Annotated in this window: 30 protein-coding genes, 1 pseudogene and 1 riboswitch; of the genes and pseudogenes, 16 read left to right on the top strand and 15 right to left on the bottom strand. The window is 64.8% G+C overall.

What is annotated here, in order from left to right; all coding sequences use genetic code 11:
* Positions 1 to 91: 91 nt before the first annotated feature.
* A riboswitch (ZMP/ZTP riboswitch) is annotated at positions 92 to 190 on the top strand.
* Between the two features lie 166 nt (positions 191 to 356).
* The 7 genes from glyA (at position 357) to AC1Z32_RS25360 (ending at position 4,949) form a co-directional block, all read left to right on the top strand.
* A complete protein-coding gene (gene glyA, locus AC1Z32_RS25390) occupies positions 357 to 1,604 on the top strand; it encodes a serine hydroxymethyltransferase (protein WP_483481499.1) in 1,248 nt (415 codons plus the stop codon).
* An 18-nt stretch (positions 1,605 to 1,622) separates the two neighbouring features.
* Positions 1,623 to 2,105, top strand: coding sequence for a transcriptional regulator NrdR (gene nrdR / locus AC1Z32_RS25385; RefSeq protein WP_062605329.1), 483 nt, complete (start codon positions 1,623 to 1,625; stop codon positions 2,103 to 2,105).
* 159 nt (positions 2,106 to 2,264) lie between these two features.
* Complete coding sequence (locus AC1Z32_RS25380; RefSeq protein WP_483481498.1) at positions 2,265 to 2,813, top strand: GspH/FimT family pseudopilin; 549 nt, start codon at positions 2,265 to 2,267, stop codon at positions 2,811 to 2,813.
* The gene (locus AC1Z32_RS25375) at positions 2,810 to 3,205 is read left to right on the top strand and encodes a type IV pilus modification PilV family protein (RefSeq protein WP_483481497.1); all 396 of its coding nucleotides are present in this window, start codon (positions 2,810 to 2,812) and stop codon (positions 3,203 to 3,205) included. The genes AC1Z32_RS25380 and AC1Z32_RS25375 overlap by 4 nt, the downstream gene beginning before the upstream one ends.
* Positions 3,202 to 3,990 carry a PilW family protein gene (locus AC1Z32_RS25370; RefSeq protein ID WP_483481496.1) on the top strand — a complete coding sequence of 263 codons (789 nt, stop codon included), beginning with the start codon at positions 3,202 to 3,204 and terminating at the stop codon, positions 3,988 to 3,990. Before AC1Z32_RS25375 ends, AC1Z32_RS25370 begins: the two co-directional genes overlap by 4 nt.
* 29 nt (positions 3,991 to 4,019) lie before the next feature.
* A complete protein-coding gene (locus AC1Z32_RS25365; RefSeq protein ID WP_483481495.1) occupies positions 4,020 to 4,472 on the top strand; it encodes a pilus assembly PilX family protein in 453 nt (150 codons plus the stop codon).
* 9 nt (positions 4,473 to 4,481) lie between these two features.
* Positions 4,482 to 4,949: a type IV pilin protein gene (locus tag AC1Z32_RS25360; RefSeq protein ID WP_483481494.1), complete on the top strand. Its 468-nt coding sequence runs from the start codon at positions 4,482 to 4,484 to the stop codon at positions 4,947 to 4,949.
* An 8-nt stretch (positions 4,950 to 4,957) separates the two neighbouring features.
* Here AC1Z32_RS25360 and AC1Z32_RS25355 read toward each other — a convergent pair whose 3' ends face one another.
* The 4 genes from AC1Z32_RS25355 to AC1Z32_RS25340 form a co-directional block, all read right to left on the bottom strand.
* Positions 4,958 to 5,452, bottom strand: coding sequence for a DUF3318 domain-containing protein (locus AC1Z32_RS25355; RefSeq protein WP_483481493.1), 495 nt, complete (start codon positions 5,450 to 5,452; stop codon positions 4,958 to 4,960).
* Positions 5,453 to 5,472: 20 nt separating this feature from the next.
* A complete protein-coding gene (locus tag AC1Z32_RS25350; protein ID WP_483481492.1) occupies positions 5,473 to 5,853 on the bottom strand; it encodes a phage holin family protein in 381 nt (126 codons plus the stop codon).
* A gap of 182 nt (positions 5,854 to 6,035) precedes the next feature.
* Positions 6,036 to 6,338: an ElaB/YgaM/YqjD family protein gene (locus AC1Z32_RS25345; protein ID WP_483481491.1), complete on the bottom strand. Its 303-nt coding sequence runs from the start codon at positions 6,336 to 6,338 to the stop codon at positions 6,036 to 6,038.
* A gap of 291 nt (positions 6,339 to 6,629) precedes the next feature.
* Positions 6,630 to 7,820 carry an acyl-CoA dehydrogenase gene (locus tag AC1Z32_RS25340; protein ID WP_483481490.1) on the bottom strand — a complete coding sequence of 397 codons (1,191 nt, stop codon included), beginning with the start codon at positions 7,818 to 7,820 and terminating at the stop codon, positions 6,630 to 6,632.
* Positions 7,821 to 7,965: 145 nt separating this feature from the next.
* Between AC1Z32_RS25340 and AC1Z32_RS25335 the strand changes: the two genes are divergently transcribed.
* Positions 7,966 to 8,766 (top strand): IclR family transcriptional regulator, encoded by an 801-nt coding sequence (locus AC1Z32_RS25335; RefSeq protein WP_483481489.1) that lies wholly within the window; start codon positions 7,966 to 7,968, stop codon positions 8,764 to 8,766.
* Between the two features lie 6 nt (positions 8,767 to 8,772).
* Here the strand turns inward: AC1Z32_RS25335 and kynA are convergent, their stop codons facing one another.
* Genes kynA through kynB form a run of 3 tightly spaced genes read right to left on the bottom strand, consistent with a single transcriptional unit; the run spans position 8,773 to position 11,575 of the window.
* Positions 8,773 to 9,648, bottom strand: a complete 876-nt coding sequence (gene kynA, locus AC1Z32_RS25330) for a tryptophan 2,3-dioxygenase (RefSeq protein WP_483481488.1) — start codon at positions 9,646 to 9,648, stop codon at positions 8,773 to 8,775.
* Positions 9,649 to 9,662: 14 nt separating this feature from the next.
* The gene (gene kynU, locus AC1Z32_RS25325) at positions 9,663 to 10,922 is read right to left on the bottom strand and encodes a kynureninase (protein WP_483481487.1); all 1,260 of its coding nucleotides are present in this window, start codon (positions 10,920 to 10,922) and stop codon (positions 9,663 to 9,665) included.
* A 26-nt stretch (positions 10,923 to 10,948) separates the two neighbouring features.
* Positions 10,949 to 11,575, bottom strand: coding sequence for an arylformamidase (kynB, locus tag AC1Z32_RS25320; RefSeq protein WP_483481486.1), 627 nt, complete (start codon positions 11,573 to 11,575; stop codon positions 10,949 to 10,951).
* Positions 11,576 to 11,708: 133 nt separating this feature from the next.
* Here kynB and AC1Z32_RS25315 point away from each other — a divergent pair, with 133 nt between their 5' ends.
* Positions 11,709 to 12,212, top strand: coding sequence for an Lrp/AsnC family transcriptional regulator (locus AC1Z32_RS25315; RefSeq protein ID WP_483481485.1), 504 nt, complete (start codon positions 11,709 to 11,711; stop codon positions 12,210 to 12,212).
* A 16-nt stretch (positions 12,213 to 12,228) separates the two neighbouring features.
* Here the strand turns inward: AC1Z32_RS25315 and AC1Z32_RS25310 are convergent, their stop codons facing one another.
* Positions 12,229 to 12,741 carry a flavin reductase family protein gene (locus AC1Z32_RS25310; RefSeq protein ID WP_483481484.1) on the bottom strand — a complete coding sequence of 171 codons (513 nt, stop codon included), beginning with the start codon at positions 12,739 to 12,741 and terminating at the stop codon, positions 12,229 to 12,231.
* Positions 12,742 to 13,076: 335 nt separating this feature from the next.
* On the opposite strand from AC1Z32_RS25310, the gene msrA reads away from it, so the two are divergent.
* Positions 13,077 to 13,646: a peptide-methionine (S)-S-oxide reductase MsrA gene (gene msrA / locus AC1Z32_RS25305; RefSeq protein WP_483481483.1), complete on the top strand. Its 570-nt coding sequence runs from the start codon at positions 13,077 to 13,079 to the stop codon at positions 13,644 to 13,646.
* A gap of 7 nt (positions 13,647 to 13,653) precedes the next feature.
* On the opposite strand, the pseudogene AC1Z32_RS25300 reads toward msrA, so the two are convergent.
* The 3 genes and pseudogenes from AC1Z32_RS25300 to pdxH form a co-directional block, all read right to left on the bottom strand.
* Positions 13,654 to 14,744, bottom strand: a pseudogene (locus AC1Z32_RS25300) (DUF72 domain-containing protein).
* Positions 14,741 to 15,955, bottom strand: a complete 1,215-nt coding sequence (locus AC1Z32_RS25295) for a class I SAM-dependent methyltransferase (protein ID WP_483481482.1) — start codon at positions 15,953 to 15,955, stop codon at positions 14,741 to 14,743. The pseudogene AC1Z32_RS25300 and the gene AC1Z32_RS25295 overlap by 4 nt, the downstream one beginning before the upstream one ends.
* A gap of 106 nt (positions 15,956 to 16,061) precedes the next feature.
* Entirely contained in the window at positions 16,062 to 16,703 is a 642-nt protein-coding gene (pdxH, locus tag AC1Z32_RS25290; protein WP_483481481.1) for a pyridoxamine 5'-phosphate oxidase, read from the bottom strand.
* 313 nt (positions 16,704 to 17,016) lie between these two features.
* On the opposite strand from pdxH, the gene AC1Z32_RS25285 reads away from it, so the two are divergent.
* Entirely contained in the window at positions 17,017 to 17,859 is an 843-nt protein-coding gene (locus tag AC1Z32_RS25285; protein ID WP_483481480.1) for a tRNA threonylcarbamoyladenosine dehydratase, read from the top strand.
* 52 nt (positions 17,860 to 17,911) lie between these two features.
* Here the strand turns inward: AC1Z32_RS25285 and trxA are convergent, their stop codons facing one another.
* Positions 17,912 to 18,760, bottom strand: coding sequence for a thioredoxin (gene trxA, locus AC1Z32_RS25280; RefSeq protein WP_483481479.1), 849 nt, complete (start codon positions 18,758 to 18,760; stop codon positions 17,912 to 17,914).
* Positions 18,761 to 18,838: 78 nt separating this feature from the next.
* Positions 18,839 to 19,738: a pirin family protein gene (locus AC1Z32_RS25275; protein ID WP_483481478.1), complete on the bottom strand. Its 900-nt coding sequence runs from the start codon at positions 19,736 to 19,738 to the stop codon at positions 18,839 to 18,841.
* Positions 19,739 to 19,918: 180 nt separating this feature from the next.
* On the opposite strand from AC1Z32_RS25275, the gene AC1Z32_RS25270 reads away from it, so the two are divergent.
* A complete protein-coding gene (locus AC1Z32_RS25270; protein ID WP_483481477.1) occupies positions 19,919 to 20,188 on the top strand; it encodes a hypothetical protein in 270 nt (89 codons plus the stop codon).
* Positions 20,189 to 20,363: 175 nt separating this feature from the next.
* Positions 20,364 to 21,245 (top strand): EamA family transporter, encoded by an 882-nt coding sequence (locus tag AC1Z32_RS25265; RefSeq protein WP_483481476.1) that lies wholly within the window; start codon positions 20,364 to 20,366, stop codon positions 21,243 to 21,245.
* A gap of 18 nt (positions 21,246 to 21,263) precedes the next feature.
* Here AC1Z32_RS25265 and AC1Z32_RS25260 read toward each other — a convergent pair whose 3' ends face one another.
* Entirely contained in the window at positions 21,264 to 22,784 is a 1,521-nt protein-coding gene (locus tag AC1Z32_RS25260; RefSeq protein ID WP_483481475.1) for an N-acetylmuramoyl-L-alanine amidase, read from the bottom strand.
* Positions 22,766 to 23,344: a tRNA (adenosine(37)-N6)-threonylcarbamoyltransferase complex ATPase subunit type 1 TsaE gene (tsaE, locus tag AC1Z32_RS25255; RefSeq protein ID WP_483481474.1), complete on the bottom strand. Its 579-nt coding sequence runs from the start codon at positions 23,342 to 23,344 to the stop codon at positions 22,766 to 22,768. Before tsaE ends, AC1Z32_RS25260 begins: the two co-directional genes overlap by 19 nt.
* Before the next feature lie 18 nt (positions 23,345 to 23,362).
* On the opposite strand from tsaE, the gene queG reads away from it, so the two are divergent.
* Genes queG through xerD form a run of 3 tightly spaced genes read left to right on the top strand, consistent with a single transcriptional unit; the run spans position 23,363 to position 26,003 of the window.
* Positions 23,363 to 24,604 carry a tRNA epoxyqueuosine(34) reductase QueG gene (queG, locus tag AC1Z32_RS25250; RefSeq protein WP_483481473.1) on the top strand — a complete coding sequence of 414 codons (1,242 nt, stop codon included), beginning with the start codon at positions 23,363 to 23,365 and terminating at the stop codon, positions 24,602 to 24,604.
* A complete protein-coding gene (locus AC1Z32_RS25245) occupies positions 24,601 to 25,077 on the top strand; it encodes a methylated-DNA--[protein]-cysteine S-methyltransferase (protein WP_483481472.1) in 477 nt (158 codons plus the stop codon). Before queG ends, AC1Z32_RS25245 begins: the two co-directional genes overlap by 4 nt.
* On the top strand, positions 25,074 to 26,003 hold the full coding sequence (xerD, locus tag AC1Z32_RS25240; RefSeq protein WP_483481471.1) for a site-specific tyrosine recombinase XerD: 930 nt from the start codon (positions 25,074 to 25,076) through the stop codon (positions 26,001 to 26,003). Before AC1Z32_RS25245 ends, xerD begins: the two co-directional genes overlap by 4 nt.
* Positions 26,004 to 26,005 lie beyond the last annotated feature (2 nt).

Here is a 26,005-nt window from a genome sequence, read left to right as displayed (position 1 = left end):
AACGATCGTGCTTTAAGCATGTCGGCATGGCCGTGGAATTGCTCGGGAAGCCGGTTGCCTAAAGCATGGCCGCCCATTACACTACAACGCTCAAACCCCGCGTGACTGGCGATAGAATCTTCGGATTCAAGGTGGAGCAACCCACCAGGAAGCGCGGAGCGTCGTTTTGCCGTTCGCCTGGGCAGCTGAGATCCGCGCGCCGTCGCTGCGTTGCCGGTGGCTGTCCGTTCCGCGAAACCGGATTCATCCTTCATCCGTCGCGCCTGGACTCCATCGGTTTCCAGCGTCCTTTGCGTCCGTCCGACGTGCCGTGCACGCGCGATCCGGTCAACCTGTTTTGATCTCACGGAAAACGTATGTTTGACAGAGCCGAAAGTACCCTCGCCAACGTCGATCCCGAATTGCTCAAGGCGATCGAGCAGGAAAACCGCCGTCAGGAAGATCACATCGAGCTGATCGCGTCGGAAAACTACACCTCGCCCGCCGTGATGGCCGCGCAAGGCTCGCAACTCACGAACAAGTACGCCGAAGGCTATCCGGGCAAGCGCTATTACGGCGGCTGCGAATACGTGGACATCGTCGAGCAGCTCGCGATCGACCGCGTGAAGCAACTGTTCGGCGCCGAAGCCGCGAACGTTCAGCCGAACTCGGGTTCGCAGGCCAACCAGGGCGTGTTCTTCGCCGTGCTCAAGCCGGGCGACACGATCATGGGCATGAGCCTCGCCGAAGGCGGTCACCTGACGCACGGCTCGCCCGTCAACATGTCGGGCAAGTGGTTCAACGTCGTGAGCTACGGCCTGAACGCGGCCGAAGACATCGACTACGAAAAGACCGAAGCGCTTGCCAAGGAACACAAGCCGAAGCTGATCGTGGCGGGCGCGTCGGCGTTCGCGCTGCGCATCGACTTCGAGCGTCTCTCGAAGATCGCGAAGAGCGTCGGCGCGTACTTCATGGTCGACATGGCGCACTACGCCGGCCTCGTCGCGGCTGGCCTGTACCCGAACCCGGTTCCGCACGCGGATTTCGTCACCACGACGACGCACAAGAGCCTGCGCGGCCCGCGCGGCGGCGTCATCCTGATGAAAGCGGAGTTCGAGAAGCAGATCAACTCGGCCATCTTCCCGGGTATTCAGGGCGGTCCGCTCATGCACGTGATCGCCGCGAAGGCCGTCGCGTTCAAGGAAGCGCTGGCGCCGGAGTTCAAGACGTATCAGCAAGGCGTGATCGACAACGCGCGCGTGCTCGCCGAAACGCTGGTGAAGCGCGGTCTGCGCATCGTGTCGGGCCGCACTGAAAGCCACGTGATGCTGGTCGATCTGCGCGCGAAGAACATCACCGGCAAGGCCGCGGAAGCCGTGCTGGGCGCCGCGCATATCACGGTCAACAAGAACGCGATTCCGAACGATCCGGAAAAGCCGTTCGTCACGAGCGGCGTGCGTCTCGGTTCGCCCGCCATGACCACGCGCGGCTTCGGCACGAAGGAAGCGGAGATCGTCGGCAACCTGATCGCCGACGTGCTCGACAACCCGGAAGACCAGGCGACCATCGAGCGCGTGCGCGTGCAAGTGGCCGATCTGACCAAGCGTTTCCCGGTCTACCGCTAACCCGCGAGCCCGACGCCTATGCGCTGCCCATTCTGCCGACACGAAGATACCCAGGTCGTGGATTCTCGCGTGTCGGAGGATGGCGCGGCCATCCGGCGGCGGCGGCGCTGTCCCGCGTGCGACAAGCGTTTCACCACGTATGAGCGCGTCGAACTGGCGCTGCCGAGCGTCGTCAAGAAGGACGGCAGCCGCACCGAGTTCGACCGCCGCAAGATCGTCGCGAGCATGCAGCTTGCGCTGAGAAAGCGCCCGGTCGCAGCCGATGCGATCGATGCCGCCGCGTCGCGCATCGAGTATCAGTTGCTCGGCAGCGGCGAGCGCGAAGTGCAGAGCGAGCGTCTCGGCGAGCTCGTGATGAACGAGCTGCGACAGCTCGATACCATCGCCTACGTGCGCTTCGCTTCCGTCTATAAGCGCTTCGAAGACGTTTCTGAATTCGAAGACGTGCTCGATGAATTTCGGCGTGCCGCGCCGAAGAAATCGAGTTCGCGCAAGCGCTGATCCGTTTCGCATCGTTTCCCTCCCAAGCCTGATCGTTTACCGTTCGCTCGCGCAGTGTGCCGCGCCGCGAACTGCGTGAACACTCGTCCATTCGGCTAATGGCGGCGCGCGTGCCTTCTCGCTAGATTGAGCTTTTCGGCTCGATTCGATCGATAAGGGATGCAGATGATCCGCGTTTCAAATCAAGGTTTCACGCTCGTCGAACTGTGCGTGGTGCTCGCCGTGATGGCAATTCTCGCGACCTTCGCCGCGCCGTCGTTCGTCGCGTGGCAGACGCGCGATCAGGTCGATGCGCGCTCGCGCGCGCTTTTTTCCACGCTTTCGCTCGCGCGTGCCGAAGCCGTGCGGCGCGGCGCCCGCGTCACGCTCTGCCGGATCGACGCGTCGCGCCATTGCCTCGCCGCCGGACGAAGCTGCGACAACGGTGTCACGGACTGGTCGTGCGGCTGGGGCTTGTTCGTCGATCGCGATGGCACGGCGACGCTCCTGCGCATGCAGCCGGCGATGACGTCGGTTTCGATCGCCGGGACATCGACCGAGCTTTCATTCACGCCGCCCTCCGGGCAAGTGATCGGCGGATTCCGCAGCTTCGATTTCGCCCCGCGCGGCGCAGATCCAGCCGCGAACGCGGCGTCGCGCCGATGCATCCGGCTCGCGGCGGGCGGCCGGGCGCGCATCACGACGGGCGGCTGCGGAGCGTCGGCATGAAGCGCGCGCTCTTGAACATCCAGCGCGGTGACTCGCTGATCGAAGTGATGATTGCGCTTTCCCTCACGGCAGTCACCGCGCTCGGGCTCGTCGCGGTGCAGAGTGCGCTTGCGCGCGGCGAGCGGGCGGCGTTGCTGCGCGAGCGCGCGGCGCTCATCGCGGATTCGGTCGCGGAAGGCATTCGCGGCGATGCGGACCGCGCGGCGATCGTGTCGCAATGGCAGGCGAGGGCGTCGACGATGCTGCCCGCGGGCGATGTCGCCGTGTCCGATCGCGCCGATGGCGTGCGTGTCGCCACGGTAAGCTGGCGCGCGGAGGATCGCACCGACCCGTGTCCCGAGCCGCAGGCCAGGCCGCTCACGTCATGCATCGCGGTGGCGTTCGCGCGATGACTCCACGCATTCTTTCCTCGCGCGGCCACACGTTGCTCGAACTGACGATCGCGCTCGCGCTCGGCACGCTGATCGTGAGCGCGTCGCTGTCGCTCTATCGCGCGCAGCGCGCCGCGTTCGATCGCGCCGCCGATGCCGCGCGCATTCACGATGCCGGATCGGCCGCGCTCGACATGCTCGGCCAGCAGATCCAGATGGCCGGACTCAACTGGAGCCAGACCGTGAACGTCGAAGCGTCGATATTCGGCTGCGCTCAAGGGCGCGTCGTCGGCGCGGATACGGCTGTTTCGTGTGAGCCGCTCACGAGCCGCTCGGATGGCGTGCAGATTCGCCATTCCGCCGACGCCGTTTCGACCTGGCCGTCGACCGGCGGCGTGCCGACCGACTGCCTCGGCCAGGCGGTCTCCGACGCCTTCGTCACGAACCGCTTCTACGCGAAGGCCAGCAGTTCGACCGGCGAACCCGAGCTCTACTGCGAAGGCGGCGGCAAACAGGCGCAACCGATCGTCGAAGGCATCGAACGGCTTCGCGTGCTGTACTGGCTGACGGGGGCTCCATCGGCGCTGGATGCTTCGGCAGTCGCGCGCGAACGCTGGCGCGATGCCTACGCCGCTGACATTTGCGTTGTCGTGCGCGGCTTCAACCCGCAGGCCAAACACCGAGCGAATTACGTCGATTGCACCGGCGCGCTCGCCTATGCCGAGGACGGCCGCGTTCGCCAGGCGTTCTGGCGGCGCGTCGCGATACGCAATTCGCCGTCGGCGACATCCGGAGGTGCGCAGTGAAGCGACGTTCACGTTCACGGGGCGCCACGTTGCCGATAGTCCTAATCCTCGCCGCGATGATGCTCGTCACCGCGAGCGCATGGTTGCAGACATCGCTCGTGGCGGTGCGCGCGACGGTCGCTGCGCGCGAGCGCGTGCAGGCGTTCCATGCGGCGGACAGCGCGCTCATTCGATGCAGCCGGATGCTTTCGCTCGCGCTGCCCGCGACGAGCCAATCGCCGACGGACGAGCCGTCGCGCTGGCGCCTGAAGACATCGTTCGAAGGACCGTCCGCCGCCGCGATCGCGCCGTTCTCGGCATGGCCCTATGCGCGGCGCGCACCGCAGTGTCTGATCGAAGCGTGGGCGGGCGCGTCGTATCTCGTCACCGCGCGAGGCTTCGGCGCGACCGCGGATTCCGAAGCATGGCTCCAGCTTCGGATCGATGTCGCCGATGGCGCGAGCACGCAACACTGGCGGCGCGTCGTCGCCGGGCCATTTTGAGGAATCTTGATGAAGAACGAGCGCAAGAACGAACACGCCTTCAGCCTGCTTGAATTGATGATCGCGCTGGGTGTCGCCGCGATCATCGCGGCATTCGCCATTCCGGCATATCGAACGCACGTGGCGAAGGCGCATCGCCTCGATGCCGCGTCCGCTTTGACGCGTGCGGTCCAATTCGTCGAAACGGCGCGGCTCGCGCAGTCATCGGAAAGCAGTGAGGGCATCACGCTCGGCACCGGTCTCGATCAGGCGCCGCCGGGCGGTGCGGCGGTGTATCGCGTCACGATGCTGGCGGAATCGCCGACGAACGGCGGTTATGCGATCGAAGCCGTGCCCGCCGCGCCCGGCGCGATGCAGGACGATGCCTGCGGCACGTTCGTCATCGATGCGACCGGGCTGCGCTGGAATCATCCGGCCGGCTCGACCGCGCCGCTCGATGCGGCACAGTCGGCGGCCTGCTGGGCGGGGAAGGCCTGATGGCGAAGTCAGAACACCGTGGGATCGACAGCGTCGTTGGAGGTTTCGGGCGCGGCGCTCTTCATCTGCTGATAAATGCGCCAGCCTTCCCATCCGGCGAGCGCGAGACCGCCCCATTTGAGCACGGGTTTCGCGCCGCGCAGCAGCTTCGTTCGCACTGGCTTGGTGAGCAGGAGCGAGACCGCCGAGCCGATGATCGGATATTGCTTGAGCAGCACGCCCATATTGCCCGAGCCCAGCAGCGTGCCGAGGATGCCGCCGATGCCGCCCGAGGCGCGGCGCTTGCCCCAGCGGCGCGATCCGCCGCCCGGCATCAGGAAGCGCAGGAAACTGAAGTGCGTGACGGACGCGCGCAGATCGTAAGTGGCCTGCCGCAGTTCCATGCGCTCGACATCCGCGCGTGCGATCAACAGTTCCTTGCGCAGCGCACGCATATGCGGCGTGCGCAGCTTCTGCATCTTGTGGCGCCTGGGCGTCTTGAAGGTGTCGTCGTGTTGGCTCATGGCTTTGAGTGGGCGCGGGATCAGCGGAACGTGTCGCGGTCCTTGCGGAATTCGGCGAGCGTGTCGTCGAACATGTTCGGCGCGTCGCGCAAGTTGCTGCGCGCGCGCAGGCCGCATGCAAGCGCGATCAGTGCGTACAGCAGCGTAATGCCGCCGAGCGCCTGCCAGCGATACGTGTCCCAGAAGAAAATGGCGATCAGCACCGTGAGCGAGATGAGCGCCATCATCGCGAGCATCATGGCGGCGAGCCCGAGGAACAGCACGCCGATGAGCCGCTCCTTCTCCTCCTGAAGCTCGATGCCGATGAGTTCAAGGCGCGTCTCGAAGATGGCGAAGGCAGAGCTCAGAATTCGTCGCAGTGGTCCGGGAGACGATTGCTGCGTTGACCGTTCTGTCGTCATGGCTTGAATGCGAGAAGCGCGTTGGTGCCGCTTTTTATGGGTCCGGTCGGCGCATGAAGCAGCCGGCCGGCGCGAGTGTCGAGCCGCGCGCCCGGGGAGGGCGCTCGCGGTTCAATCCAACGTGGACCGCGATGGAAAGCAGGTTAGCAATCTGCGGGCCATTGATGAGAGAAGACAGCCGCTTACTTGCGGTTGATCAGAAGGCCGATCACCATGCCGATGCCCGCCGCGATACCAATGGACGCCCACGGATGCTCGTGCACATAGTCGTCGGTGGCGCGCGCCGCCTTCTTGCCTCGCTCGATAACGACGACTTGCGCGTCGGCGGCTTTTTCCTTCGCCTGCTTCAGACGCGCGAGCGCGGACTCGCGCAGTTCGGAAGCGCGCTCACCCGTGGCGGTAGCCGCTTGCTTCAAAAGATCTTCGGCGTCAGCGAGTACGGTTTTGATATCCGACATGAATCGCTCCTTGTTGATTTCTGACATTAAAGGCTCCAATCGGTGAGGCTACGCGCATCGTAACCAAAGATGAGATCGCTGACGAGGAGGCCTTTTCCCTTGCCGGGCGGATTGACGCAGATTCCGTTCCAGTCGCGCGAGCTTGCGCGCTGTAGGCCGATGCCTCGTCAATGCATCGACACCGTTTGGGATTGATACGATCTGACCCGTAAAAGTTTCAGGCGCTTATCGAAAGTTACACAGCTTCGGAGAGATTCAGCGACCGAAACGCAAAAGGGCCGACGCACGCGCCGGCCCTTTGTCGATTGAACGAAGCTCTTAGAAAAACGCCTGAATGCCCGTCTGAGCACGACCCAGGATCAACGCGTGGATATCGTGCGTGCCTTCGTATGTATTCACGACCTCGAGATTCACGAGGTGACGCGCGACGCCGAATTCATCGGAGATGCCGTTGCCACCGAGCATGTCGCGCGCGAGCCGCGCGATGTCGAGCGCCTTGCCGCACGAATTGCGCTTCATGATCGACGTGATCTCGACGGCAGCCGTGCCTTCGTCCTTCATGCGTCCGAGGCGCAGTACGCCTTGCAGCCCGAGCGTGATTTCGGTCTGCATGTCGGCGAGCTTCTTCTGGATCAACTGATTCGCCGCGAGCGGCCGGCCGAACTGCTTGCGATCCAGCGTGTATTGCCGCGCCGTATGCCAGCAGGCTTCGGCGGCGCCGAGCGCGCCCCACGAGATGCCGTAACGCGCCGAGTTCAGGCAGGTGAACGGACCCTTCAGGCCGCGCACGTCCGGCAGCATGTTCTCTTCGGGGACGAACACTTCGTCCATCACGATCTCGCCGGTGATCGATGCGCGCAGCCCGACCTTGCCGTGAATCGCGGGCGCAGACAGACCCTTCCAGCCTTTCTCGAGGATGAAGCCGCGAATCTCGTCGCGGCCGTCTTCCTCCAGCTTCGCCCAGACGACGAACACGTCCGCGATAGGCGAATTCGAGATCCACATCTTCGTGCCGGACAGCGAATAGCCGTTCTGCACCTTCTTCGCGCGCGTTGTCATGCTGGCCGGATCGGAGCCCGCGTTCGGCTCGGTCAGGCCGAAGCAGCCGATCCATTCGCCGCGCGCGAGCTTCGGCAGGTACTTTTCCTTTTGCGCGTCGCTGCCGAAGGTGTTGATTGGCACCATCACGAGCGATGACTGCACCGACATCATCGAGCGATAGCCCGAATCCACGCGCTCCACTTCACGCGCGATCAGGCCGTAGCACACGTAATTGAGGCCGGGGCCGCCGTATTGCTCGGGAATCGTCGGGCCGAGCAGGCCGAGTTCCCCCATTTCGCGGAAGATCGCCGGATCGGTCTTTTCCTCGCGAAACGCCTGCATGACGCGCGGTTGCAGCTTGTCCTGCGCGTAGGCGCGGGCGGCGTCGCGCACCATGCGTTCGTCTTCGGTCAGTTGCTGATCCAGCAAAAGCGGATCTTCCCAGTTGAAGCGGGCGGCGTCGGCCATGTGCGTGTCTCCTGATTTCATCGAAAAGCGCCGGAAGTGAGCCGGTTTCGAAAAGCGTGTTGCGACCGGCCGGCGCGCGGCGCTTGACATGAGTTCCGCTAAGCGAAACAATGTTTTGCAAATCAAGTCCCGAGTTTAGCACCCGATGGCAGCCGATTCCAACCGAAATTCCGCGCTGATTTCATCGCGCCATGTGTTGTCCGAGGACATCGACGAGCGCAAGTTCGTCGTCGCGCTCGCGCGCGGGCTCGATCTGCTGCGCGCCTTCCGTCCCGGCGAAACGCTGCTGGGCAATCGCGATTTCGTCGAACGCACCGGTTTGCCGAAGGCGACGGTCAACCGTCTCGCCTACACGCTGACGACGCTCGGCTACCTGCGCTTCGACGAGCCCGCTGGCAAGTACGCGCTCGACACTGGCGTGCTGTCGCTCGGCTTCACGCTGCTCGCGGGTGCGGACACGCTCGAACTCGCGCGTCCGCACATGCGCGAGCTTGCGCGGGAGATCGGCGCGGCGGTGTCGCTCGGCTGCCGCGACGGGCTCGACATGATCTATCTGGAAACCATCCGCAGCGAGACGGCGCTGACGCTCGGGCTCGCGCCGGGCTCACGCCTGTCGATGCTCACGAGTTCGATGGGCCGCGCCTATCTCGCCGTGCAGGAGCCGGCGGCGCGCGAGGCGCTGTTCGATGAACTCGGCAAGAGCGAAGACGCCGAAAAGGTCGATGCGGCTCGCCGCGCCGTCGAAGACTTCGCGCGCGACGGCTGCTGCTACTCTTTCCGCGAATGGCACGACGACGTCAACGCGATCGCCGCGCCGTTCCGCGATCTGCGCAACGGCCGCTGGCTCGTGCTGTCGAGCAGCGGACCGGCGTCGTCGATGGACGAGGCGTATTTCCGCGAGACGATCGGACCGAAGCTCAAGGCGCTGGCCGCGCGCCTCGCATAGAAGAAATCAAAGCACCGTGCGGACGTGCCACAGCTCCGGAAACAGCACGACATCGAGCATCTTGCGCAGATACGACGCGCCCGCGGTGCCGCCCGTGCCGCCCTTGAAGCCGATGATGCGCTCCACCGTCGTCACATGCCGGAAGCGCCATTGCCGGAACGCGTCCTCCAGATCGACAAGCTCTTCCGCCATCTCGTAGAGATCCCAGTGCTGCGACGGATCGCGATACACCGCGAGCCAGGCCGCCTCGACCGATGGATCGTGCAAGGTCGGCTGCGTCCAGTCGCGGTTCAGCCGCTCGGGGTTGATCTCGAAGCCGCGCCGCGCGAGCAGGCGGATCACTTCGTCGTAGAAGGAGGGCGCCTCCAGCGTCTCGCGCACCTGCGCGAGAATCTCCGGTCGATGCGCGTGCGGCTTCAACATCTGCTCGTTCTTGTTGCCGAGCATGAACTCGATCTGCCGATACTGATGCGACTGAAACCCCGACGATTGCCCGAGATACGGACGCATCGCGGTGTATTCGGAGGGCGTCATCGTCGCGAGGACGTTCCACGCCTGCACCAGCTGCTCGAAGATGCGCGACACGCGCGCGAGCATCTTGAACGCGGGCGGCAGCTCGTCGCGATGCACCGCCGCGAGCGCCGCGCGCAGCTCGTACAGCGCGAGCTTCATCCACAGCTCGCTCGTCTGATGCTGCACGATGAACAGCATCTCGTTGTGGTCCGGCGAGAGCGGATGCTGCGCGTTGAGGATCGAATCGAGGCCGAGGTAGTCGCCGTAGCTCATCGAATCGGAGAAATCGAGCTTGGCGTCGTGCCAGCCTTTTTCCTGCGCGGTTTCCGGCGCGCCGTGTCCGAACGGACAGCCTTTGATTTCACTCATGATCGACGCTCCTCTCAGGTCACCGATGCGCGCTCGGCGAACTCGGGCGCGCGCCAGCTTTCGGTCGCGAGCACGTCGCGCAGGGTTTCGACAGCGTCCCAGACATCGACGAAACGCGTATAGAGCGGCGTGAAGCCGAAACGCAGGATGCGCGGCTCGCGATAATCGCCGATCACGCCGCGCGCGATCAGCGCCTGCATCACTTCATAGCCGTGCGGATGCTCGAAGCTCACCTGCGAGCCGCGTTGCGCGTGCTCGCGCGGCGTTGCGAGCGAAAGCGGAAAATCGCCGCAGCGTTCCTCGACCAGCGCGATGAACAGATCGCCCAAAGCGAGCGATTTACGGCGCAGCGTCTGCATGTCGGTTTGCAGGAACACGTCGAGTCCGCATTCGACGAGCGACATCGACACCATCGGCTGCGTGCCGCAGAGGAATCGGCCGATGCCGTCGTCCGGGCGATACACCGGCTCCATCTCGAACGGCTTCTTGTGCCCCCACCAGCCGGAGAGCGGCTGCGAGAACGCGTTCTGATGGCGCTTCGGCACCCAGACGAACGCGGGCGATCCCGGTCCGCCGTTCAGATACTTGTACGTGCAGCCCACCGCGTAATCCGCGCCCACGCCGTTCAGATCGACCGGCACCGCGCCCGCCGAATGCGCGAGATCCCAGACGGCGAGCGCGCCCGCGCGATGAATCATCTGCGTGAGCGCGGCCATGTCGTGCATGTAGCCGCTGCGGTAGTTGACGTGCGTGATCATCGCGATCGCGGTGTTTTCGTCGATGGCCGATGCAAGCTCAGACGGATCGTCCACGAGACGCAACTCGTAGCCGCGATCCAGCTGCTCGATCAAACCCTGCGCGATATACAGATCGGTCGGAAAGTTCGAACGTTCGGAGACGATCACGCGGCGCTTCGGATCGCGTTCGTTCGCGAGCTTCAGCGCCGCCGACAGGATCTTGAAGAGATTCGCGGAGATCGTGTCCGTCACGACGACTTCGTCCTCGCCCGCGCCGATCAGCGGTGCGAGCTTGTTGCCGAGGCGCTTGGGCAGCGCGAACCAGCCGGCCGTGTTCCAGCTGCGGATCAGCCCTTCGCCCCATTCTGCGCCGATGACCTCGGCCGCGCGCGCGGCGGCGGCTTTGGGCGGCACGCCGAGCGAGTTGCCGTCGAGGTAGATCACGCGCTTCGCGTCATCGGCGAGTGCGAACTGGTCGCGCAGGGCGCGCAGCGGATCGTCGCGGTCGAGCGCCGCGGCTTCGTCACGATATTTCATCGAAAAGTCCATATATTTGAAGATCATCAGGAAAGCGGACGCAGGACGGCGCGAACCGGGCTCGCATCGAGCGTCGAGAATTTGAGCGGCAGGGCGATGAGTTCGTAATCGCCGGGCGCGACGGCATCGAGCACGAGGCCCTCGAGGATCGCCATGCCATGCGCGCGGATGCGCTTGTGGGCGTCCATCGTCTTCGAGTCCTGCGGATCGAGCGAGGGCGTATCGATGCCGATGAGCTTCACGCCTTTCTCGGCCAGCAACGCGATGGTTTCGGGCGCGACCGCGGTAAAACTGCTGTCCCACGCGTCGAGCGGCGCGTTCGTATAAGTGCGAAGCAGGACGCGCGCCGGAACGTCGGTGAGGTGCGCGGCGACGTGCCCGGGCATCACGAGCGGCGCCGCGCCGATGCAGTGCACGACCCGGCACGCACCGATGTACGTGTCGAGCGCGACTTCGCCGATCGGCGCGCCGTGCTCGTCGTAATGAAGCGGCGCGTCGGCGTGGGCGCCGGTGTGCGGCGAAAGCGTGAGTCGCGCGACGTTGACGGGCGAGCCCGCCTCCATGCGCCACACGCGCTCGATGCCGACCGGCGTGTCGCCCGGCCATACGGGCGTCGCGGTGTCGATCGGCGGGGAAATGTCCAGAAGCGTCATGACGCGCCCTAGCAGAAAGCGTGGAGATGCGTCAAATCATAGTCGCGTTATCTCGAAAGGTGCTTGCGAAATAACCACCCAAAACTGTCGCGCTTAGAACATAATTCGATGAAACGGGCTAGGGGACTCAAAAATGACCGGCTTCACGCTCGATGCAACGGATTGCCGAATTCTGGCGGTACTGCAGGAAGATGGACGGATCAGTAACCTGGACCTGGCGGAGCGCATCTCGCTCTCGCCGTCGGCGTGTCTGCGCCGAATGCGGCTGCTCGAAGAGGAAGGGGTGATCGCGAGCTATCGCGCGTGCCTCGACCGCGAGCGGCTGGGCATCGAACTGGAGGCGTTCGTCCACGTCTCGATGCGCAACGACCAGGAAAACTGGCACGAGAAGTTCGCCGCCGCCGTGCGCGAATGGCCCGAAGTGGTGGGCGCGTTCGTCGTCACCGGCGACACGCATTACGTGCTGCGGGTGCTCGCGCACAACCTCAAGCACTATTCAGATTTCATTCTTTCGAAGCTCTACAAGGCGCCCGGCGTCATCGACATCCGCTCGAATATCGTGCTTCAGACGATGAAGGACGACGCGGGCGTGCCGGTCGCGCTGATCGAGCAGCCGGGGCGCGGCCACGCGCCCTGAGCGGGCGCTTGACCGCTTACTCCAGCGGCCCCAGCGTATGGAAGCCGCCCGCCTGAAAGACGAGCGGCGCGATCTCCGACGCGTCTTCACGCACGCCGCAACGCTCCACTTCGCCGACGAAGATCACGTGATCGCCTTCGTCGTAGCGGCTGCGGTTGTGGCATTCGAACCACGCGAGCGCGCCGTCGAGCACGGGCATGCCGGTGTCGCCGGCCGCGTGGGAGACGCCCGCGAAGCGGTCGCCCTTGACGGTCGCGAAGCGTCGGCACAGGTCGAGCTGCGACGCCGCGAGCACGTTGATCACGTAGTGGGTGTTGGTGCGGAACACCGGCATCGACGCTGATTTCGTCGCGAGGCTCCACAGCACGAGCGGCGGATGGAGCGACACCGAGTTGAACGAGCTCGCGGTGATGCCGATCAGCTGGCCGGACTCGGTGCGCGTCGTGATGACCGTGACGCCGGTTGCAAACTGGCCGAGCGCGGCGCGAAACGCGGTCGGGTCGAAATTCGGGGTTTTGGCGCGTGTCATTTGGCAGATGAGCAGGCAAATGGGCGGTCGAATCTGTCGTGTGCTGCCGAGCCGGCCGCGCGTCGCGCTTCAGTCGGAAGAACCTTTTCAGAAGTCATGTAAAAGCTGGAGATTTGTCTCGATTTTAGCGGAATCGGCGGTCGCCAGCCGTCAAATGAGCGCACCGATGCAGCAAGATTTCGGCCGCCCGGGGCTTTCTGCGCGGATCGGGCAAACCCAGTAAGCTCGATTGATCGCGCCGGCGTTCGCGTCACGGAAGTTGAAGAAGCGGCCGGACGCATCCATATGCATGATCCGCGGCATCGCCGCATGCACTTGATGAGGAGTTGCGCCTTATGACCCAACCTAACCAGCAGAACGAGCAGGCGAGACTTGAAACCGCGACGCTCGGCGGCGGATGTTTCTGGTGCACCGAAGCCGTTTTTCTCGCGGTGCAGGGCGTGGAGTCGGTCGAATCGGGCTATGCGGGCGGGAAGGTGACGAATCCGTCTTACGAGCAGGTCTGCGAAGGCGGCACCGGTCATGCCGAGGTGGTGAAGGTCGTGTTCGATCCGTCCGTTATCGGTTATCGCGAGATTCTGGAGATCTTCTTCGCGACACATGATCCGACCCAGCTCAACCGGCAGGGCAACGATGTCGGCACGCAGTATCGATCGGCTGTGTTCACGCATTCGGACGAGCAGCGCAAGACCACGCTCGAAGTCATCGACGAATTGCAGCGCGAGGATGTCTACGGCGGCAAGATCGTGACGCAGGTCGTGCCGCTCGCCAACGACTATTATCCGGCCGAGGCGTATCACCAGAACTATTTCGCGCAGCATCCGAATCAGGGCTATTGCGCGGCGGTCGTCGGTCCGAAGGTGGCCAAGTTCCGCAAGAAGTTCGTGCATCGGCTGAAGGCATGATGCGCTTCTAGCTGTCTCGTGCGCGGTCGATCTCCGCAACGATGCCGCGCGCGAGCTCGAAACACGTGAGCGGCGCGGAGCCTTCCGCCTTGTTGTTCGCCGCGATCACCACCGGCTGGCCCGCAATCGCGTAACGCGCGGCCAGTTCGGCGAGCGCGTCGCGCGTGTCGCGGTCTTCATCGACGATTTTGTCGAACGGCTCGTACTTCGCCTTCGCCTGTTCATAGCGAAAGCCGCTGTGCAGGCTCCAGCGCACGACGAGCGGTCCCATCCCTTCTTCATCCAGCAACGCGAGCGCCTTCGCCTGACGGCGCACATCCGGCATGCGCGCGTGCACGCCGATGCAGTAGCGCACGTTCGCGTCGCGCAATGCGCGGATGAAGCGCGGCGTGAGCATGACGGCGTCGCGGATTTCGACGGCGTAGCACGACGCGCCTTCGAGCGGCGGCAGCGCCTTCAGAAACGCCGACAGCCGCTCGATGAAGCACGCCGGCTCGACGACCATCGCGTCGGGCAGCGGCGAGAACTGGAACACGAGCGCGCCCGCTTTCGCGCCGAGTCCGCCGATGCACGGCGTCACGAACTCGTCGATGGCGATTTGCGCGTTCAGGAACGCGGGGTTTTCCGCGTCCGGCGTGCCGCGCTCGCCGCGCACGAAGGCATCGGTGACGGAGGCGGGCGCTTTCACGATGAAGCGGAAATGCGCAGGCACTTGCGACGCGTAGCGCGCGTATTGCGCGAGCGACAGCGGCGCGTAGAACGAGCGGTCGATCGACACGCTCTTCAGGAGCGGATGCGCGCCGTAGGCGCTGAGGCCGTCGCGGGAGAGTTTGGTATTCGAATACTCGTCGCCGTAGACAATGTTGCGCCAGCCGGGAAACGACCACGTCGACGTGCCGAGATGGATCGCTTCGGGCAGGCGCCGCGCCAGCGCTTCGAGTTCGGGTTGCAAAGGCGCGGGCAGCACGCCGCGCGCTTTCGGCTGCCTGGCCGGCTTTTGCGGCTTCGCGGGCTCGGGCGGGGCAGGCGCAGCTCGCCGAAGAGATCGAACTGGTCTTCAGCGTCGCCCGCTTCGAGAGGAGTCGAATCGTGATTCAGAGCGCCTTCTCGTAGATATACCGCCGCGACCACGGCAGCGTCTTGGCACTACGCCCCGCCTTCCGGCAGACCACCTGATAGATCGACACGTCGTCGTTCTCGAACGCATACGCGCAACCCGCCAGATACACGCGCCAGATGCGGAAGTGTTCGTCGTCGACGAGCTTCTTCGCTTCCTCGGCGTGCGCCTCGAAACGTTCTGCCCAGGCATCGAGCGTATGCGCGTAGTGCCGCCGCAGACTCTCGACGTCGACCGCTTCCAGCCCGCCGCGCTGCATGCATTCGAGCGCGAGGCCGATGTGCGGCAGCTCGCCATCGGGGAACACGTATTTGTCGATGAATTCGCCGCCGCCGAAGGCGGTTTCGCCGCTGTCGGCGTCCGAAGACGTGATGCCGTGATTCATCGCGATGCCGTCATCGACGAGCAGATCGCGGATCTTCGCGAAGTAGTCAGGCAGGTTCTTGCGCCCGACGTGTTCGAACATGCCGACGCTCGTGATACGGTCGAACTGCCCCGGAATGTCGCGGTAATCCTGCAGCCGGATCTCGATCCGGTCTTCGAGTCCCGCCGCCTTCACGCGCTCGGTCGCGAGCTTGAACTGGTTCTCGGAGAGCGTGACGCCCACGCATTTCGCGCCGAACTTCTGCGCCGCGCGAATGACGAGCGCGCCCCAGCCGCAGCCGATATCGAGCAGCGTGTGTCCCGGCTGAACCTGGATCTTCGTGAGAATGTGGTCGATCTTCTTGAGCTGCGCGGTGTCGATGTCCTCGTCGCCGTTCTCGAAGTACGCGCAGGAGTACACCATGTTCTTGTCGAGCCAGAGCTTGTAGAACTCGTTCGACACGTCGTAGTGGTACTGAATGGCCTTCTTGTCAGACGTCTTCGAGTGGCTGAAGTAGCGTCGCACGCGGGCGAGCTTGCTCGCGCTCGTCACCGTGCTCTTCGCGAGCGAATAGCTGATGTTGATGATGTCGGAGAGCTTGCCCTCGATGTCGATCTTGCCCTTCACGTAGGCTTCGCCGAGGTTGTCGAGACTCGGTTCGAGCAGATAGGGCAGCGCGGTCGCGCTCTTCACGTGTAGCGTCACCTGAGGCGCGGCGAACTGGCCGAAATCGTGCTGCTGACCATCCCACAGCACGAGACGCGCGGGCAGGTTGGCCCGGGCGCGCACTTCTTCAACCCACTGCGTCAGCTTCTTCTCCCAGAACATGCTTGTTTCTCCGCGCTAGATGAAATCAAGGGGGCTTGCGCCTCCATGTTCGTGTTGCCAGCCGCTTCGCCTCGACAATGCCCGGCGTGATGCGCGCTCGATCCGCTTACGGCGCGAGCCTCGCGATGCGCCACGGATCGCCCGCGCTGTCACGCGTATAGACGATGCGGTCGTGCAGCCGCGAGGGGCGTCCCTGCCAGAACTCGACGGTATCGGGCACGAGGCGATATCCGCCCCAGTGCGGCGGGCGCGGCGGCGCGTCGCCATACTTCGCGACCATCTCGCGTTCGCGCGCTTCCAGCGCCTCGCGGCTTTCGAGCGGCTGACTCTGATCCGAAGCCCACGCGCCGATGCGCGAGCCGAGCGGTCGCGATGCGTAATATGCGTCGCTCTCCTCATCGCTCGTCTTTTCGACGCGGCCCTCGATGCGCACCTGGCGCTCGAGCTCGATCCAGTGAAACAGCAGGCTCGCCGCGGGATTGACGGCGAGTTCGCGGCCCTTGCGGCTTTCGTAATTGGTGAAGAAGACGAACCCGCGCTCGTCGACGCCCTTGATGAGCACGATGCGCGCGGACGGGCGGCCTTGCGCGTCAACGGTCGCAAGGGTCATGGCATTCGGTTCGGGCAGCTTCGCATCGAGCGCCTGGGCGAACCACGCTTCGAATTGGCGCACCGGGTTCGGATTGACATCGGCGGTATCGAGCGCACCGCGCGAATAGTTTCTGCGAAGGTCTGCTAAGGTCGTCATTTTTATGCGTGCGCTACAGTCGCGTCAGTATAGCCAAGGTGAAACGATCTTGCCCTGATTGCCGGCGGACGTCTGTGCGCTGACTGGACATGACGCGCGCGACTATCACATTCGGGGTTTCGATAAGGCAGAATACGCAATTCGATCGCATTTTGCATGATCGGACACCCAAGTTTGCAAACCCGACAGCCGTCCGTAAGCGATGATTGACGCCGCACAACGACGCTGCGTTTTTCGTGGCTTTTGATTAGCTTTCAACGGACTCGCTTTCAACGGATCGGCTTGAACGATCCCGACTTCATCCACGCACGACATGAACGCTTCATCCGAAACCGCCGCAACGCCTTCCGTCGATGACGCCGACCGCGAGCGCCGCTTCGGCGGCATCGCGCGCCTGTATGGTGCACCCGCGCTCGCTGCTTTCGAGAGGGCGCATGTCGCGGTAATCGGCATCGGCGGCGTGGGCTCGTGGGTCGCTGAAGCGCTCGCGAGAAGCGCTGTCGGCAAGCTGACGCTGATCGATCTCGATAACGTCGCCGAAAGCAACACGAACCGGCAGATCCACGCGCTCGACGGCAACTACGGCAAGGCGAAGGTCGCGGCCATGGCCGAGCGCATCAGGCTGATCGATCCCGCGTGCGATGTGCGGCAGATCGAGGACTTCGTCGAGCCCGGCAATTTCGACGCGACGCTTGGCGTCGGTTTCGATTATGTGGTCGACGCAATCGACAGCGTGCGTACGAAAACCGCGCTCATCGCGTGGTGCGTGGCGCGCAAGCAGGCGCTCATCACCGTGGGCGGGGCGGGCGGGCAACTGGATCCAACGCGCATCCGTATCGACGATCTCGCGCTCACGATTCAGGACCCGCTGTTGTCGAAGGTGCGCGGCCAGTTGCGCAAGCTGCATGGCTTTCCGCGCGGGCCGAAGGCGCGCTTCAAGGTGAGCGCGGTGTATTCGGACGAGCCGCTCATCTATCCGGAAGCGCCCGCATGCGATATCAGCGAAGGCGCGGAACACCTCGAAACCGGCGCGGGCTATGCCGGGCCGGTCGGGCTCAATTGCGCGGGTTTCGGATCGAGCGTGTGCGTGACGGCGAGCTTCGGCTTCGCGGCGGCCGCGCATGTCTTGCGCGAACTGGCGAAACGCGCGGCATAAAACGAAAACGGCCAGCTTCGAGAGCTGGCCGTTTCTCCATCACGCTTACCGATCAGTTGAGTGCCGCGCTCAGCTTGCGCCGCCATTGCGACACGAGATCGGGCTGATTCGCGGCGAGGTCGAAGACGGAAAGCATCGTCTTGCGGCCGACATCGTCCATGAAGGCGCGGTCGCGCACGACGATCGCGAGCAGATGCTCCAGCGCGCCCGCGTAATCGCGCCCCGCGATCAAGCGATTGGCGAGCGCGAAGCGCGCGTCGAGATCCTCGGGGTTCGCGTTCACCGCGCCGATCAAGTCATCGGCGGGCGGCAGATCCGCTGCGGCATCGGCAGCGTCCAGCTCCGTTTTCAACGCGTTGTAGCGCGCGTCGATACCTTGCGTCGTCTTCGGCGAAAGCAGCTTGTCCTCTTCCTTCGCCTCGTCGATGCGGCGCTCCGCGATCAGCCACTCGATCAGATCGAGGCGCGCGTCGTCATAGCCCGGATCGAGCGCGAGCGCGGCCTTGATCGTGTCGATCGCCTGCTTGCGGTGGCCCGCGGCCCACGCGTTCTGCGCGGCCTGGCGCTCGGCATCGGCGCCATCGGGCACGAGGCGATCCAGAAATGCGCGCAACTCGCCTTCCGGCAGCACGCCGACGAACTGATCGACGGGACGGCCATCCGCGAATGCAATCACGTGCGGAATGCTGCGCACCTGGAAATGAGCGGCGAGCTCCTGATTTTCGTCGACGTTCACCTTCACGAGCTTCCACTTGCCCGCTGCTTCGTCTTCGAGCTTTTCGAGCATCGGGCCGAGCGTCTTGCAGGGGCCGCACCAGGGCGCCCAGAAATCGACCAGAACGGGCGCGAGCATCGACGCGTTGATCACGTCGTTCTCGAAAGTGGCGAGGGTCGTATCCATGCGTTTTCTCCTAATGCTTGTGGTCTATCTCAACCAGATAGGGGCGATCCGCGCAACTCTCAAGCGCGGACGCACGCTTCATGCCTCGGGCGTGCGATTCTCGCGACGCGGCGGCGGCAGCGGAATGAACTCCGTCTCGCCGGGCACGTGTCCCATGCGCTGCTCGCTCCACGCGGTCTTCGCGGCATCGATCTTCTCGCGCGAACTCGACACGAAGTTCCATTCGATGAAGCGCGGACCATCGAGCGGCGCGCCGCCGAGCAGCATCGCGACGGCGCCGTTCGCGCTTTGCAGCTTCACGTCCGCGCCCGGCGTGAGCACGGCCATCTGCTGTTCGGGCAAGGGCTCGCCGTCGATGGTCAGATCGCCGCTCACGAGGTAGACGCCGCGTTGCTCGTGCTCGGTGTCGAGCGTGATCCCGCTGCCGGCCGCGAACTGCGCGGCGACATAGAGCGTGGGCGAGAACGTGCGCGTCGGCGCCTTGGCTCCGAATGCCGTGCCCGCGATCACGCGCAAGGTCACGCCGCCGCGCTCGATCTGCGGCAAGGCGGCTGCCGCGTGATGCTCGAACGCCGGCTCGGTCTCCTCGCTCGCCACCGGCAGCGCAACCCAGGTCTGGATGCCGTGCATCGCCTGGCCGGAGGCGCGCTCTTCATCGGGCGTGCGCTCCGAATGGACGATGCCGCGGCCCGCGGTCATCCAGTTGACGTCGCCGGGAACGATCTTCTGCACCGAGCCGACGCTGTCGCGATGCATGATCGCGCCTTCGAACAGATAAGTGACCGTCGCGAGCCCGATATGCGGATGCGGGCGCACGTCGAGCCCCTTGCCGGGCACGAGCGTTGCGGGACCGATGTGGTCGAAAAAAATGAAGGGTCCGACGGTGCGCGCCGCGAGTGCGGGTAACACCCGCCGCACCATGAGGCCGCCGACGTCATGTTGGTGAGGCTTGAGGAGGTCGCGGATCGTCGAGGGCATGGCGGGTTCCGTAGGGATGATCGGGCGCCGGAATGGCGCGCGTGGATCTGTCGATTCTACCGGCCGATGCCGCGCGCCGCAGACCGCCCGCCGCCCCGGCCCTCGTTTTTTACGTCGCCGCGCGCGTTGTCATGCGCGGCGCTTCGCGCAACTTTCGCAACCTTGATAGGAGTTTGAAAAATGAGCAAGAACACGCTGTTGATCGCCATCACCGCCGGCCTTTTCATCGCCACCGCCGCGACGGGCGCGCTCGCGCAAACTTCGTCGGGCAACTCGTCGGCGGCGATGGGCAACGATACCGCGGCGGCGACCTCGGACAATTCGGCAGGTACCACGACGACCAAGAAGCACAAGACGCACAAGCACACGGCGCATCCTTCAGCGGGCAAGAAGACGCCGGACGCGGAAACGGGCAACAACCCGGCGGCTGAATCGGGACAGAGCAAGTAAGCGCGCCGGTTTTCCGGCAAGACGCGCTCGCGCCGTCCGAACGGCGCGGGCGCTTTTTTTTGCGTCGTGCTCATGTGGCGCATTCGTGTGGCGTAGCATTTGACAAGCCTGCCGCATCGCCCTCCGCTACACTTTCCGACTCGCCAACAACGTGCACGAAAGAAGGGGAAGGGCGATGTCGCCAAAGGACTTGCTGATCGCAACCGTGGTCATTTTCGCGTGGGGCGTGAATTTCGTCGTCATCAAGCTGGGGCTGCATGGCGTCCCGCCGATGCTGCTCGGCGCGCTGCGCTTCGCGCTCGCCGCGCTGCCGGCCATTTTCGTCAAGCGCCCGCAGATCCCGATGCGCTGGCTGTTCGCCTACGGCCTCACCATTTCCCTCGGGCAGTTCGCGCTGCTCTTCTACGGCATGTATGTCGGCATGCCGGCCGGGCTTGCGTCGCTCGTGCTGCAGGCGCAGGCGTTCTTCACGCTCGTCTTCGCTGCGATGATCCTCGGCGAGCGCATCCGCGCGGCGAATGTCGCCGGGCTCGTGATCGCGGCGGCGGGACTCGCGCTGATCGGCGTGCGCGGCGGCCAGGCGATGACCATCACCGGTTTTCTCTTCACGCTCGCGGCCTCCGCGATGTGGGCGCTCGGCAATGTCGTGACGAAGCGCATGGGCAAGGTCGATCTGCTTTCGCTCGTCGTGTGGGGCAGCCTGATTCCGCCGCTGCCGTTCCTTGCGCTGTCGCTGATCTTCGAAGGCCCGGCGCGCATCGAAGCGAGTCTCGCGCACATTCCGCTCGTGTCGGTGTTCGCGATTCTGTACCTCTCGTTCGTCGCGACGATCGTCGGTTACAGCTTGTGGGGGAAGTTGCTCGCGCGCTATCCGGCGGGGAGCGTCGCGCCGTTTTCGCTGCTCGTCCCGGTGATCGGGCTCGCGTCGGCGGCGGCGTTTCTCGGCGAGGGACTGAGCGCCGCGCAAGTGGCGGGCGCGGCGCTCGTGATGGCGGGACTCGTGGTCAACGTGTTCGGCGGACGGCTCGTGCGGCACATCCTGCCTACGGCGCGCTGAACGTTCGCGTCCGCGTTCTTACGTCATGCGGCTCTTCGCGAGCGGTGGGTTCGCCGCGAAGTAGCGCTTGATGCCCTTCATGATCGCGTTGGCCATCTTGTCGCGATAGGCGTCGTCGTTCAGGCGCGCTTCCTCTTCCGGGTTGCTGATGAACGCGGTCTCCACCAGGATCGACGGAATGTCCGGCGCCTTCAGCACGGCGAAGCCCGCCTGCTCGACCGAGCCCTTGTGCAGCTTGTTGATGCCGCCGATCTCATTCAGCACGAAGCTGCCGTAGCGCATCGAATCGCGGATCTGCGCGGTCGTCGACATGTCGAAGAGCGCGCGATTCACGCTCGCGTCCTGCGACTTCACGTTGATGCCGCCGACCTGATCCGACGAGTTCTCCTTGGCCGCCATCCAGCGCGCGGCCGCGCTCGACGCGCCATGCTCCGACAGGGCGAACACCGACGAGCCGCGCGCATCGGGCGAGGTGAACGCATCCGCGTGAATCGACACGAACAGGTCCGCCGAGACGCGCTGCGCCTTCTGCACGCGCACGTTGAGCGGCACGAAGAAATCGGCGTCGCGCGTCATCATCGCGCGCATGTTCGGCTGGGCGTCGATCTTCGCGCGCAGCTTCTTTGCGATGTCGAGCGCGACGTGCTTCTCGTACGTGCCCTGGCCGCCGATCGCGCCCGGATCTTCGCCGCCGTGACCCGGATCGATCGCGACGGTGAGCAGGCGCGTCGTGCCGGCTTGCTTGGGCGTGGAGAAGGTGTACTGGTCGTCGTCATCCTTCTTCGCGATGACCGGCGGCGCGGGCGGGACGTGCGGCTTCGCGGCGGGCTTTGCAACGGGTGCGGACGGCGCTGACGGTGCCACTTGGACCGGCGCATCGTTCTGCGCGTACTTCTGAAAGAACTCGTCGGTGGAATCGGGGGTCGTCGGCTTTTGCGCGGTCGTCGGACCGGAAAGCGTCGCGGGCGGTGGCGCGGACGGATTCGGATTCGCGCGGTCGAGCGCTTCCTGCTTGCGCTCGGTCTGCGCGAGCAGCTCCATCAGCGGATCGGGTGCGACGGCCGGGTACAGGTCGAACACGAGCCGGTACTTGTAGCTGCCGATGGGCCCCAGCGTGAACACCTGCGGCTTCACCGAGCCCTTCAGGTCGAAAACCATCCGCACGACGTGCGGCTGATATTGCCCGATGCGCACCGCCTGAATCTGCGGGTCGTTCGGCGCGATCTTCGAGACGAGCTCCCGCAGCGCCTGATCGAGGTCGATGCCGGAGAGATCGACGACGAGGCGGTCCGGTCCCTGCAGCATCTGGTTGCTGTTCTGAAGCGGCTGATCCGATTCGATCGTCACGCGGGTGTAATCGCGTGCGGGCCACACGCGCACGCCGAGCACGCTGCCCGCATATGCGAGCTTCGGTCCGGCGAGCGCGAGCACGAGCGTCGAAGCGCCGGCGCGCAACACCTGGCGGCGGCGCCAGTTGTGCGGCGCGGTGGCGCCCGCTTCAATCGACGCAAATGGCTTGATCAACATCTTTCGAGACATGACTTTCCTGTTTCGCTGAACGCCCGCGCGGTCAGGACGCGGCCTTCTTCTTCGTTCGAATCGCCTGGCGAGCCGTGCTCGTTCGGCAGCGATAGCTGGAACACGAGGTCGGGCACGCCGAGCAGGCCGCCCGCCTGTTGCGGCCACTCGACGAGGCACACCGCGCCCGCATCGAAGTATTCGCGGAAGCCGGCATCGGCCCATTCGGCCGGATCGGCGAAGCGATAGAGATCGAAATGGTAAACGTCGAGCGGACCGCTTTCGATGACGAGCGAGTACGGCTCGACGAGCGTGTAAGTCGGACTCTTCACGCGGCCTTCGTGGCCGAGCGCGCGCAGCGTAGCGCGCACGAGCGTGGTCTTGCCCGCGCCCAGATCTCCGATCAACTGGACTTGCAGACCGTGAAATCGTTCAGATGAAGCGTGTTTCCGGGTTGCGTCGATGGCAAGCGCGAAGCGTTTTCCGAAGGCGAGCGTCGCGGCTTCGTCGCGCAGGTCGAAGCGGCGTTCGAGAAGCGCGGGGGTTAAGTCTTGCGTCGTTCGTGCGGGGCTTTCGGGCATTGCTCGTAAAATGTCGTGATGAACCGATTGCCGGAACATTCCGTTGAAATCACGACCGCGTCCAGCGACGCCGCCGCTGAGTCCGTCTCAGAGTCTCGCGTCATCGAACTCGATGAAAACGCGCTGGCGGAACTCGCGCAACGCATCAAGGTGTGGGGGCGCGAACTGGGGTTCGGTGCGGTCGGCATCAGCGATATCGACCTGACGGATGCCGAGAAAGGCCTGACTGACTGGCTCGAAGCAGGCTATCACGGCGAAATGGATTATATGGCGAAACATGGGATGAAACGCGCAAGACCGGCCGAGCTTGTGGCCGGAACGCGACGCGTCATCACCGCGCGCATGGCCTATCTGCCCGCCGCGACGCTCGCGAAAAAGGGCGATGAAAGTGTCGCGACAGCCGATGGTCAGAAGAACGACTGGCGCGCGATCGAATGGAAGCGGCTCGCGAAGCCGGAGCAGGCGCTGGTCTCGATCTACGCGCGCGGTCGCGATTATCACAAGGTCATGCGCAATCGTCTGCAGCAACTGGCCGAGCGCATCGAGAAGGCAATCGGGCCGTTCGGGCATCGCGCCTTCACGGATTCCGCGCCCGTTCTCGAAGTCGCGCTCGCGCAGAAAGCGGGCAACGGCTGGCGCGGCAAGCACACCTTGCTGCTCGATCGCGACGCCGGTTCGCTCTTCTTCCTCGGCGAAATATTCGTCGATGTGCCGCTGCCCGTCGATCCGCATCCCGAGCACGAAGGCGCGCATTGCGGCCAGTGCACGCGCTGCATCGGTGCGTGTCCGACGGGCGCGATCGTCGCGCCGTATCGTGTCGATGCGCGGCGCTGCATCTCGTATCTGACGATCGAACTGCATGGCAGCATTCCCGCGGAGATGCGTCCGCTGATCGGCAATCGTGTGTATGGCTGCGACGATTGTCAGCTCGTCTGTCCGTGGAACAAGTTCGCGCAGGCCGCGCCCGTCGCGGATTTCGATGTGCGGCACGGGCTCGATCGCGCGACGCTCGTCGAGCTGTTCGCGTGGAGCGCCGAGGATTTCGATACGCGCATGCAGGGCAGCGCGATCCGCCGCATCGGGCACGAGCGGTGGCTGCGCAATATCGCGGTGGCGATGGGCAATGCGTTGCGTTCTTCCGAGCTGGATGCGAGCGAACGCGAGGCGATCGTCGAGGCACTGGAAGCGCGCGTGGACGACGCGTCCGCGCTGGTTCGCGAGCATGTGCAATGGGCGCTCGCGCAACGGAGTCAGACATGAGTGCATTCGATGCCGTCATCGACGCGCCGTTCGGCAAGGTCGGCATTCGCGCCGACCAGCAGTGCGTGCGCGAGATCGTGTACTTGCCGGGCGATACGCCGGGCATCGAGCCGGAGAATCCGTTGGCGATAGAGGCCGCCGCGCAGATCCGCGAATACTTCGAGACGCCGTCGATGCGCTTCGATCTGCCGCTCGCGATCCACGGCACGGCGTTTCAGCAGCGCGTGTGGCAGGGTATCAGCGGCATCGCGCCGGGAAGCGTGTGGACCTATGGCCAGCTCGCGCGCGCGATCGGCAGCGTGCCGCGCGCGGTCGGGCAGGCGTGCGGCTCCAATCCGCTGCCGATCGTGATACCGTGCCACCGGGTAGTGGCATCGGGCGGGATCGGCGGCTTCGCGCATCATCCCGGCGAGGGTTTTTATCGCAACGTGAAGCGCTGGCTGCTGGCGCACGAAGGTGTATCGATCGCATGACGAGCGCAACGACCGAACAAATAGAAACGCCGGGACTCGCCGCGAGCCACGACTCCATCGATCTCTTTTGCGACGCGCTCTGGCTGGAGCACGGGCTCGCGAAGAATTCCCTCGAAGCGTACCGGCGCGACCTGAAGCTCTTCGCCGAATGGCTCGGCAAGATGCGCGGCGCGCCGCTCGACGCCGCCAGCGAAGCCGACATGAACGGCTACATGGCCGCGCGCCGCGGCGACAAGGCGACATCCGCGAACCGGCGCTTGTCCGTGTTTCGACGCTACTACGCGTGGGCTTTGCGCGAGCACCGCACGACCGCCGATCCGACGCTCAAGCTGCGCTCCGCCAAGCAGCCGCCGCGCTTTCCGTCGACGCTCAACGAGGCGCAAGTCGAAGCGCTGCTCGGCGCGCCCGATATCGAAACGCCGCTCGGCCTGCGCGACCGCACGATGCTCGAGCTGATGTACGCAAGCGGCTTGCGCGTGACGGAGCTGGTCACGCTGAAGACAGTCGAGCTCGGGCTGAATGAAGGCGTCGTGCGCGTGATGGGCAAGGGCTCGAAAGAACGCCTGATTCCGTTCGGCGAGACGGCGCACGACTGGCTCGAACGCTATCTGCGCAATTCGCGCCCGGCGCTGCTCGGTCCGCGTTCCGCCGATGCGCTCTTCGTCACAACGCGCGGCGAAGGCATGACGCGCCAGCAGTTCTGGAACATCATCAAGCGCCATGCGATGAACGGCGGCGTGCACGCGCCGCTCTCGCCGCACACGCTGCGCCACGCGTTCGCGACGCATCTGCTCAATCACGGCGCAGACCTGCGCGTCGTGCAATTGCTGCTCGGCCACTCGGACATCTCGACGACGCAGATCTACACGCACGTCGCGCGCGAGCGTTTGCACACGCTGCATCGCGAGCATCATCCGCGCGGTTAGCG

This window comes from Caballeronia sp. 11_S32, from assembly GCF_056930355.1.
Note: the sequence above shows the minus strand (reverse complement) of the source record. Positions and strands in the feature narration are given on the sequence as shown.

Coding starts and splice junctions, on each gene's coding strand:
- glyA (WP_483481499.1), top strand. CDS start 357: ATGTTTGACAGAGCCGAAAGTACCCTCGCCAACGTCGATCCCGAATTG.
- nrdR (WP_062605329.1), top strand. CDS start 1,623: ATGCGCTGCCCATTCTGCCGACACGAAGATACCCAGGTCGTGGATTCT.
- AC1Z32_RS25380 (WP_483481498.1), top strand. CDS start 2,265: ATGCAGATGATCCGCGTTTCAAATCAAGGTTTCACGCTCGTCGAACTG.
- AC1Z32_RS25375 (WP_483481497.1), top strand. CDS start 2,810: ATGAAGCGCGCGCTCTTGAACATCCAGCGCGGTGACTCGCTGATCGAA.
- AC1Z32_RS25370 (WP_483481496.1), top strand. CDS start 3,202: ATGACTCCACGCATTCTTTCCTCGCGCGGCCACACGTTGCTCGAACTG.
- AC1Z32_RS25360 (WP_483481494.1), top strand. CDS start 4,482: ATGAAGAACGAGCGCAAGAACGAACACGCCTTCAGCCTGCTTGAATTG.
- AC1Z32_RS25355 (WP_483481493.1), bottom strand. CDS start 5,452: ATGAGCCAACACGACGACACCTTCAAGACGCCCAGGCGCCACAAGATG.
- AC1Z32_RS25350 (WP_483481492.1), bottom strand. CDS start 5,853: ATGACGACAGAACGGTCAACGCAGCAATCGTCTCCCGGACCACTGCGA.
- AC1Z32_RS25345 (WP_483481491.1), bottom strand. CDS start 6,338: ATGTCAGAAATCAACAAGGAGCGATTCATGTCGGATATCAAAACCGTA.
- AC1Z32_RS25340 (WP_483481490.1), bottom strand. CDS start 7,820: ATGGCCGACGCCGCCCGCTTCAACTGGGAAGATCCGCTTTTGCTGGAT.
- AC1Z32_RS25335 (WP_483481489.1), top strand. CDS start 7,966: ATGGCAGCCGATTCCAACCGAAATTCCGCGCTGATTTCATCGCGCCAT.
- kynA (WP_483481488.1), bottom strand. CDS start 9,648: ATGAGTGAAATCAAAGGCTGTCCGTTCGGACACGGCGCGCCGGAAACC.
- kynU (WP_483481487.1), bottom strand. CDS start 10,922: ATGAAATATCGTGACGAAGCCGCGGCGCTCGACCGCGACGATCCGCTG.
- kynB (WP_483481486.1), bottom strand. CDS start 11,575: ATGACGCTTCTGGACATTTCCCCGCCGATCGACACCGCGACGCCCGTA.
- AC1Z32_RS25315 (WP_483481485.1), top strand. CDS start 11,709: ATGACCGGCTTCACGCTCGATGCAACGGATTGCCGAATTCTGGCGGTA.
- AC1Z32_RS25310 (WP_483481484.1), bottom strand. CDS start 12,741: ATGACACGCGCCAAAACCCCGAATTTCGACCCGACCGCGTTTCGCGCC.
- msrA (WP_483481483.1), top strand. CDS start 13,077: ATGACCCAACCTAACCAGCAGAACGAGCAGGCGAGACTTGAAACCGCG.
- AC1Z32_RS25295 (WP_483481482.1), bottom strand. CDS start 15,955: ATGTTCTGGGAGAAGAAGCTGACGCAGTGGGTTGAAGAAGTGCGCGCC.
- pdxH (WP_483481481.1), bottom strand. CDS start 16,703: ATGACGACCTTAGCAGACCTTCGCAGAAACTATTCGCGCGGTGCGCTC.
- AC1Z32_RS25285 (WP_483481480.1), top strand. CDS start 17,017: ATGAACGCTTCATCCGAAACCGCCGCAACGCCTTCCGTCGATGACGCC.
- trxA (WP_483481479.1), bottom strand. CDS start 18,760: ATGGATACGACCCTCGCCACTTTCGAGAACGACGTGATCAACGCGTCG.
- AC1Z32_RS25275 (WP_483481478.1), bottom strand. CDS start 19,738: ATGCCCTCGACGATCCGCGACCTCCTCAAGCCTCACCAACATGACGTC.
- AC1Z32_RS25270 (WP_483481477.1), top strand. CDS start 19,919: ATGAGCAAGAACACGCTGTTGATCGCCATCACCGCCGGCCTTTTCATC.
- AC1Z32_RS25265 (WP_483481476.1), top strand. CDS start 20,364: ATGTCGCCAAAGGACTTGCTGATCGCAACCGTGGTCATTTTCGCGTGG.
- AC1Z32_RS25260 (WP_483481475.1), bottom strand. CDS start 22,784: ATGTCTCGAAAGATGTTGATCAAGCCATTTGCGTCGATTGAAGCGGGC.
- tsaE (WP_483481474.1), bottom strand. CDS start 23,344: ATGCCCGAAAGCCCCGCACGAACGACGCAAGACTTAACCCCCGCGCTT.
- queG (WP_483481473.1), top strand. CDS start 23,363: ATGAACCGATTGCCGGAACATTCCGTTGAAATCACGACCGCGTCCAGC.
- AC1Z32_RS25245 (WP_483481472.1), top strand. CDS start 24,601: ATGAGTGCATTCGATGCCGTCATCGACGCGCCGTTCGGCAAGGTCGGC.
- xerD (WP_483481471.1), top strand. CDS start 25,074: ATGACGAGCGCAACGACCGAACAAATAGAAACGCCGGGACTCGCCGCG.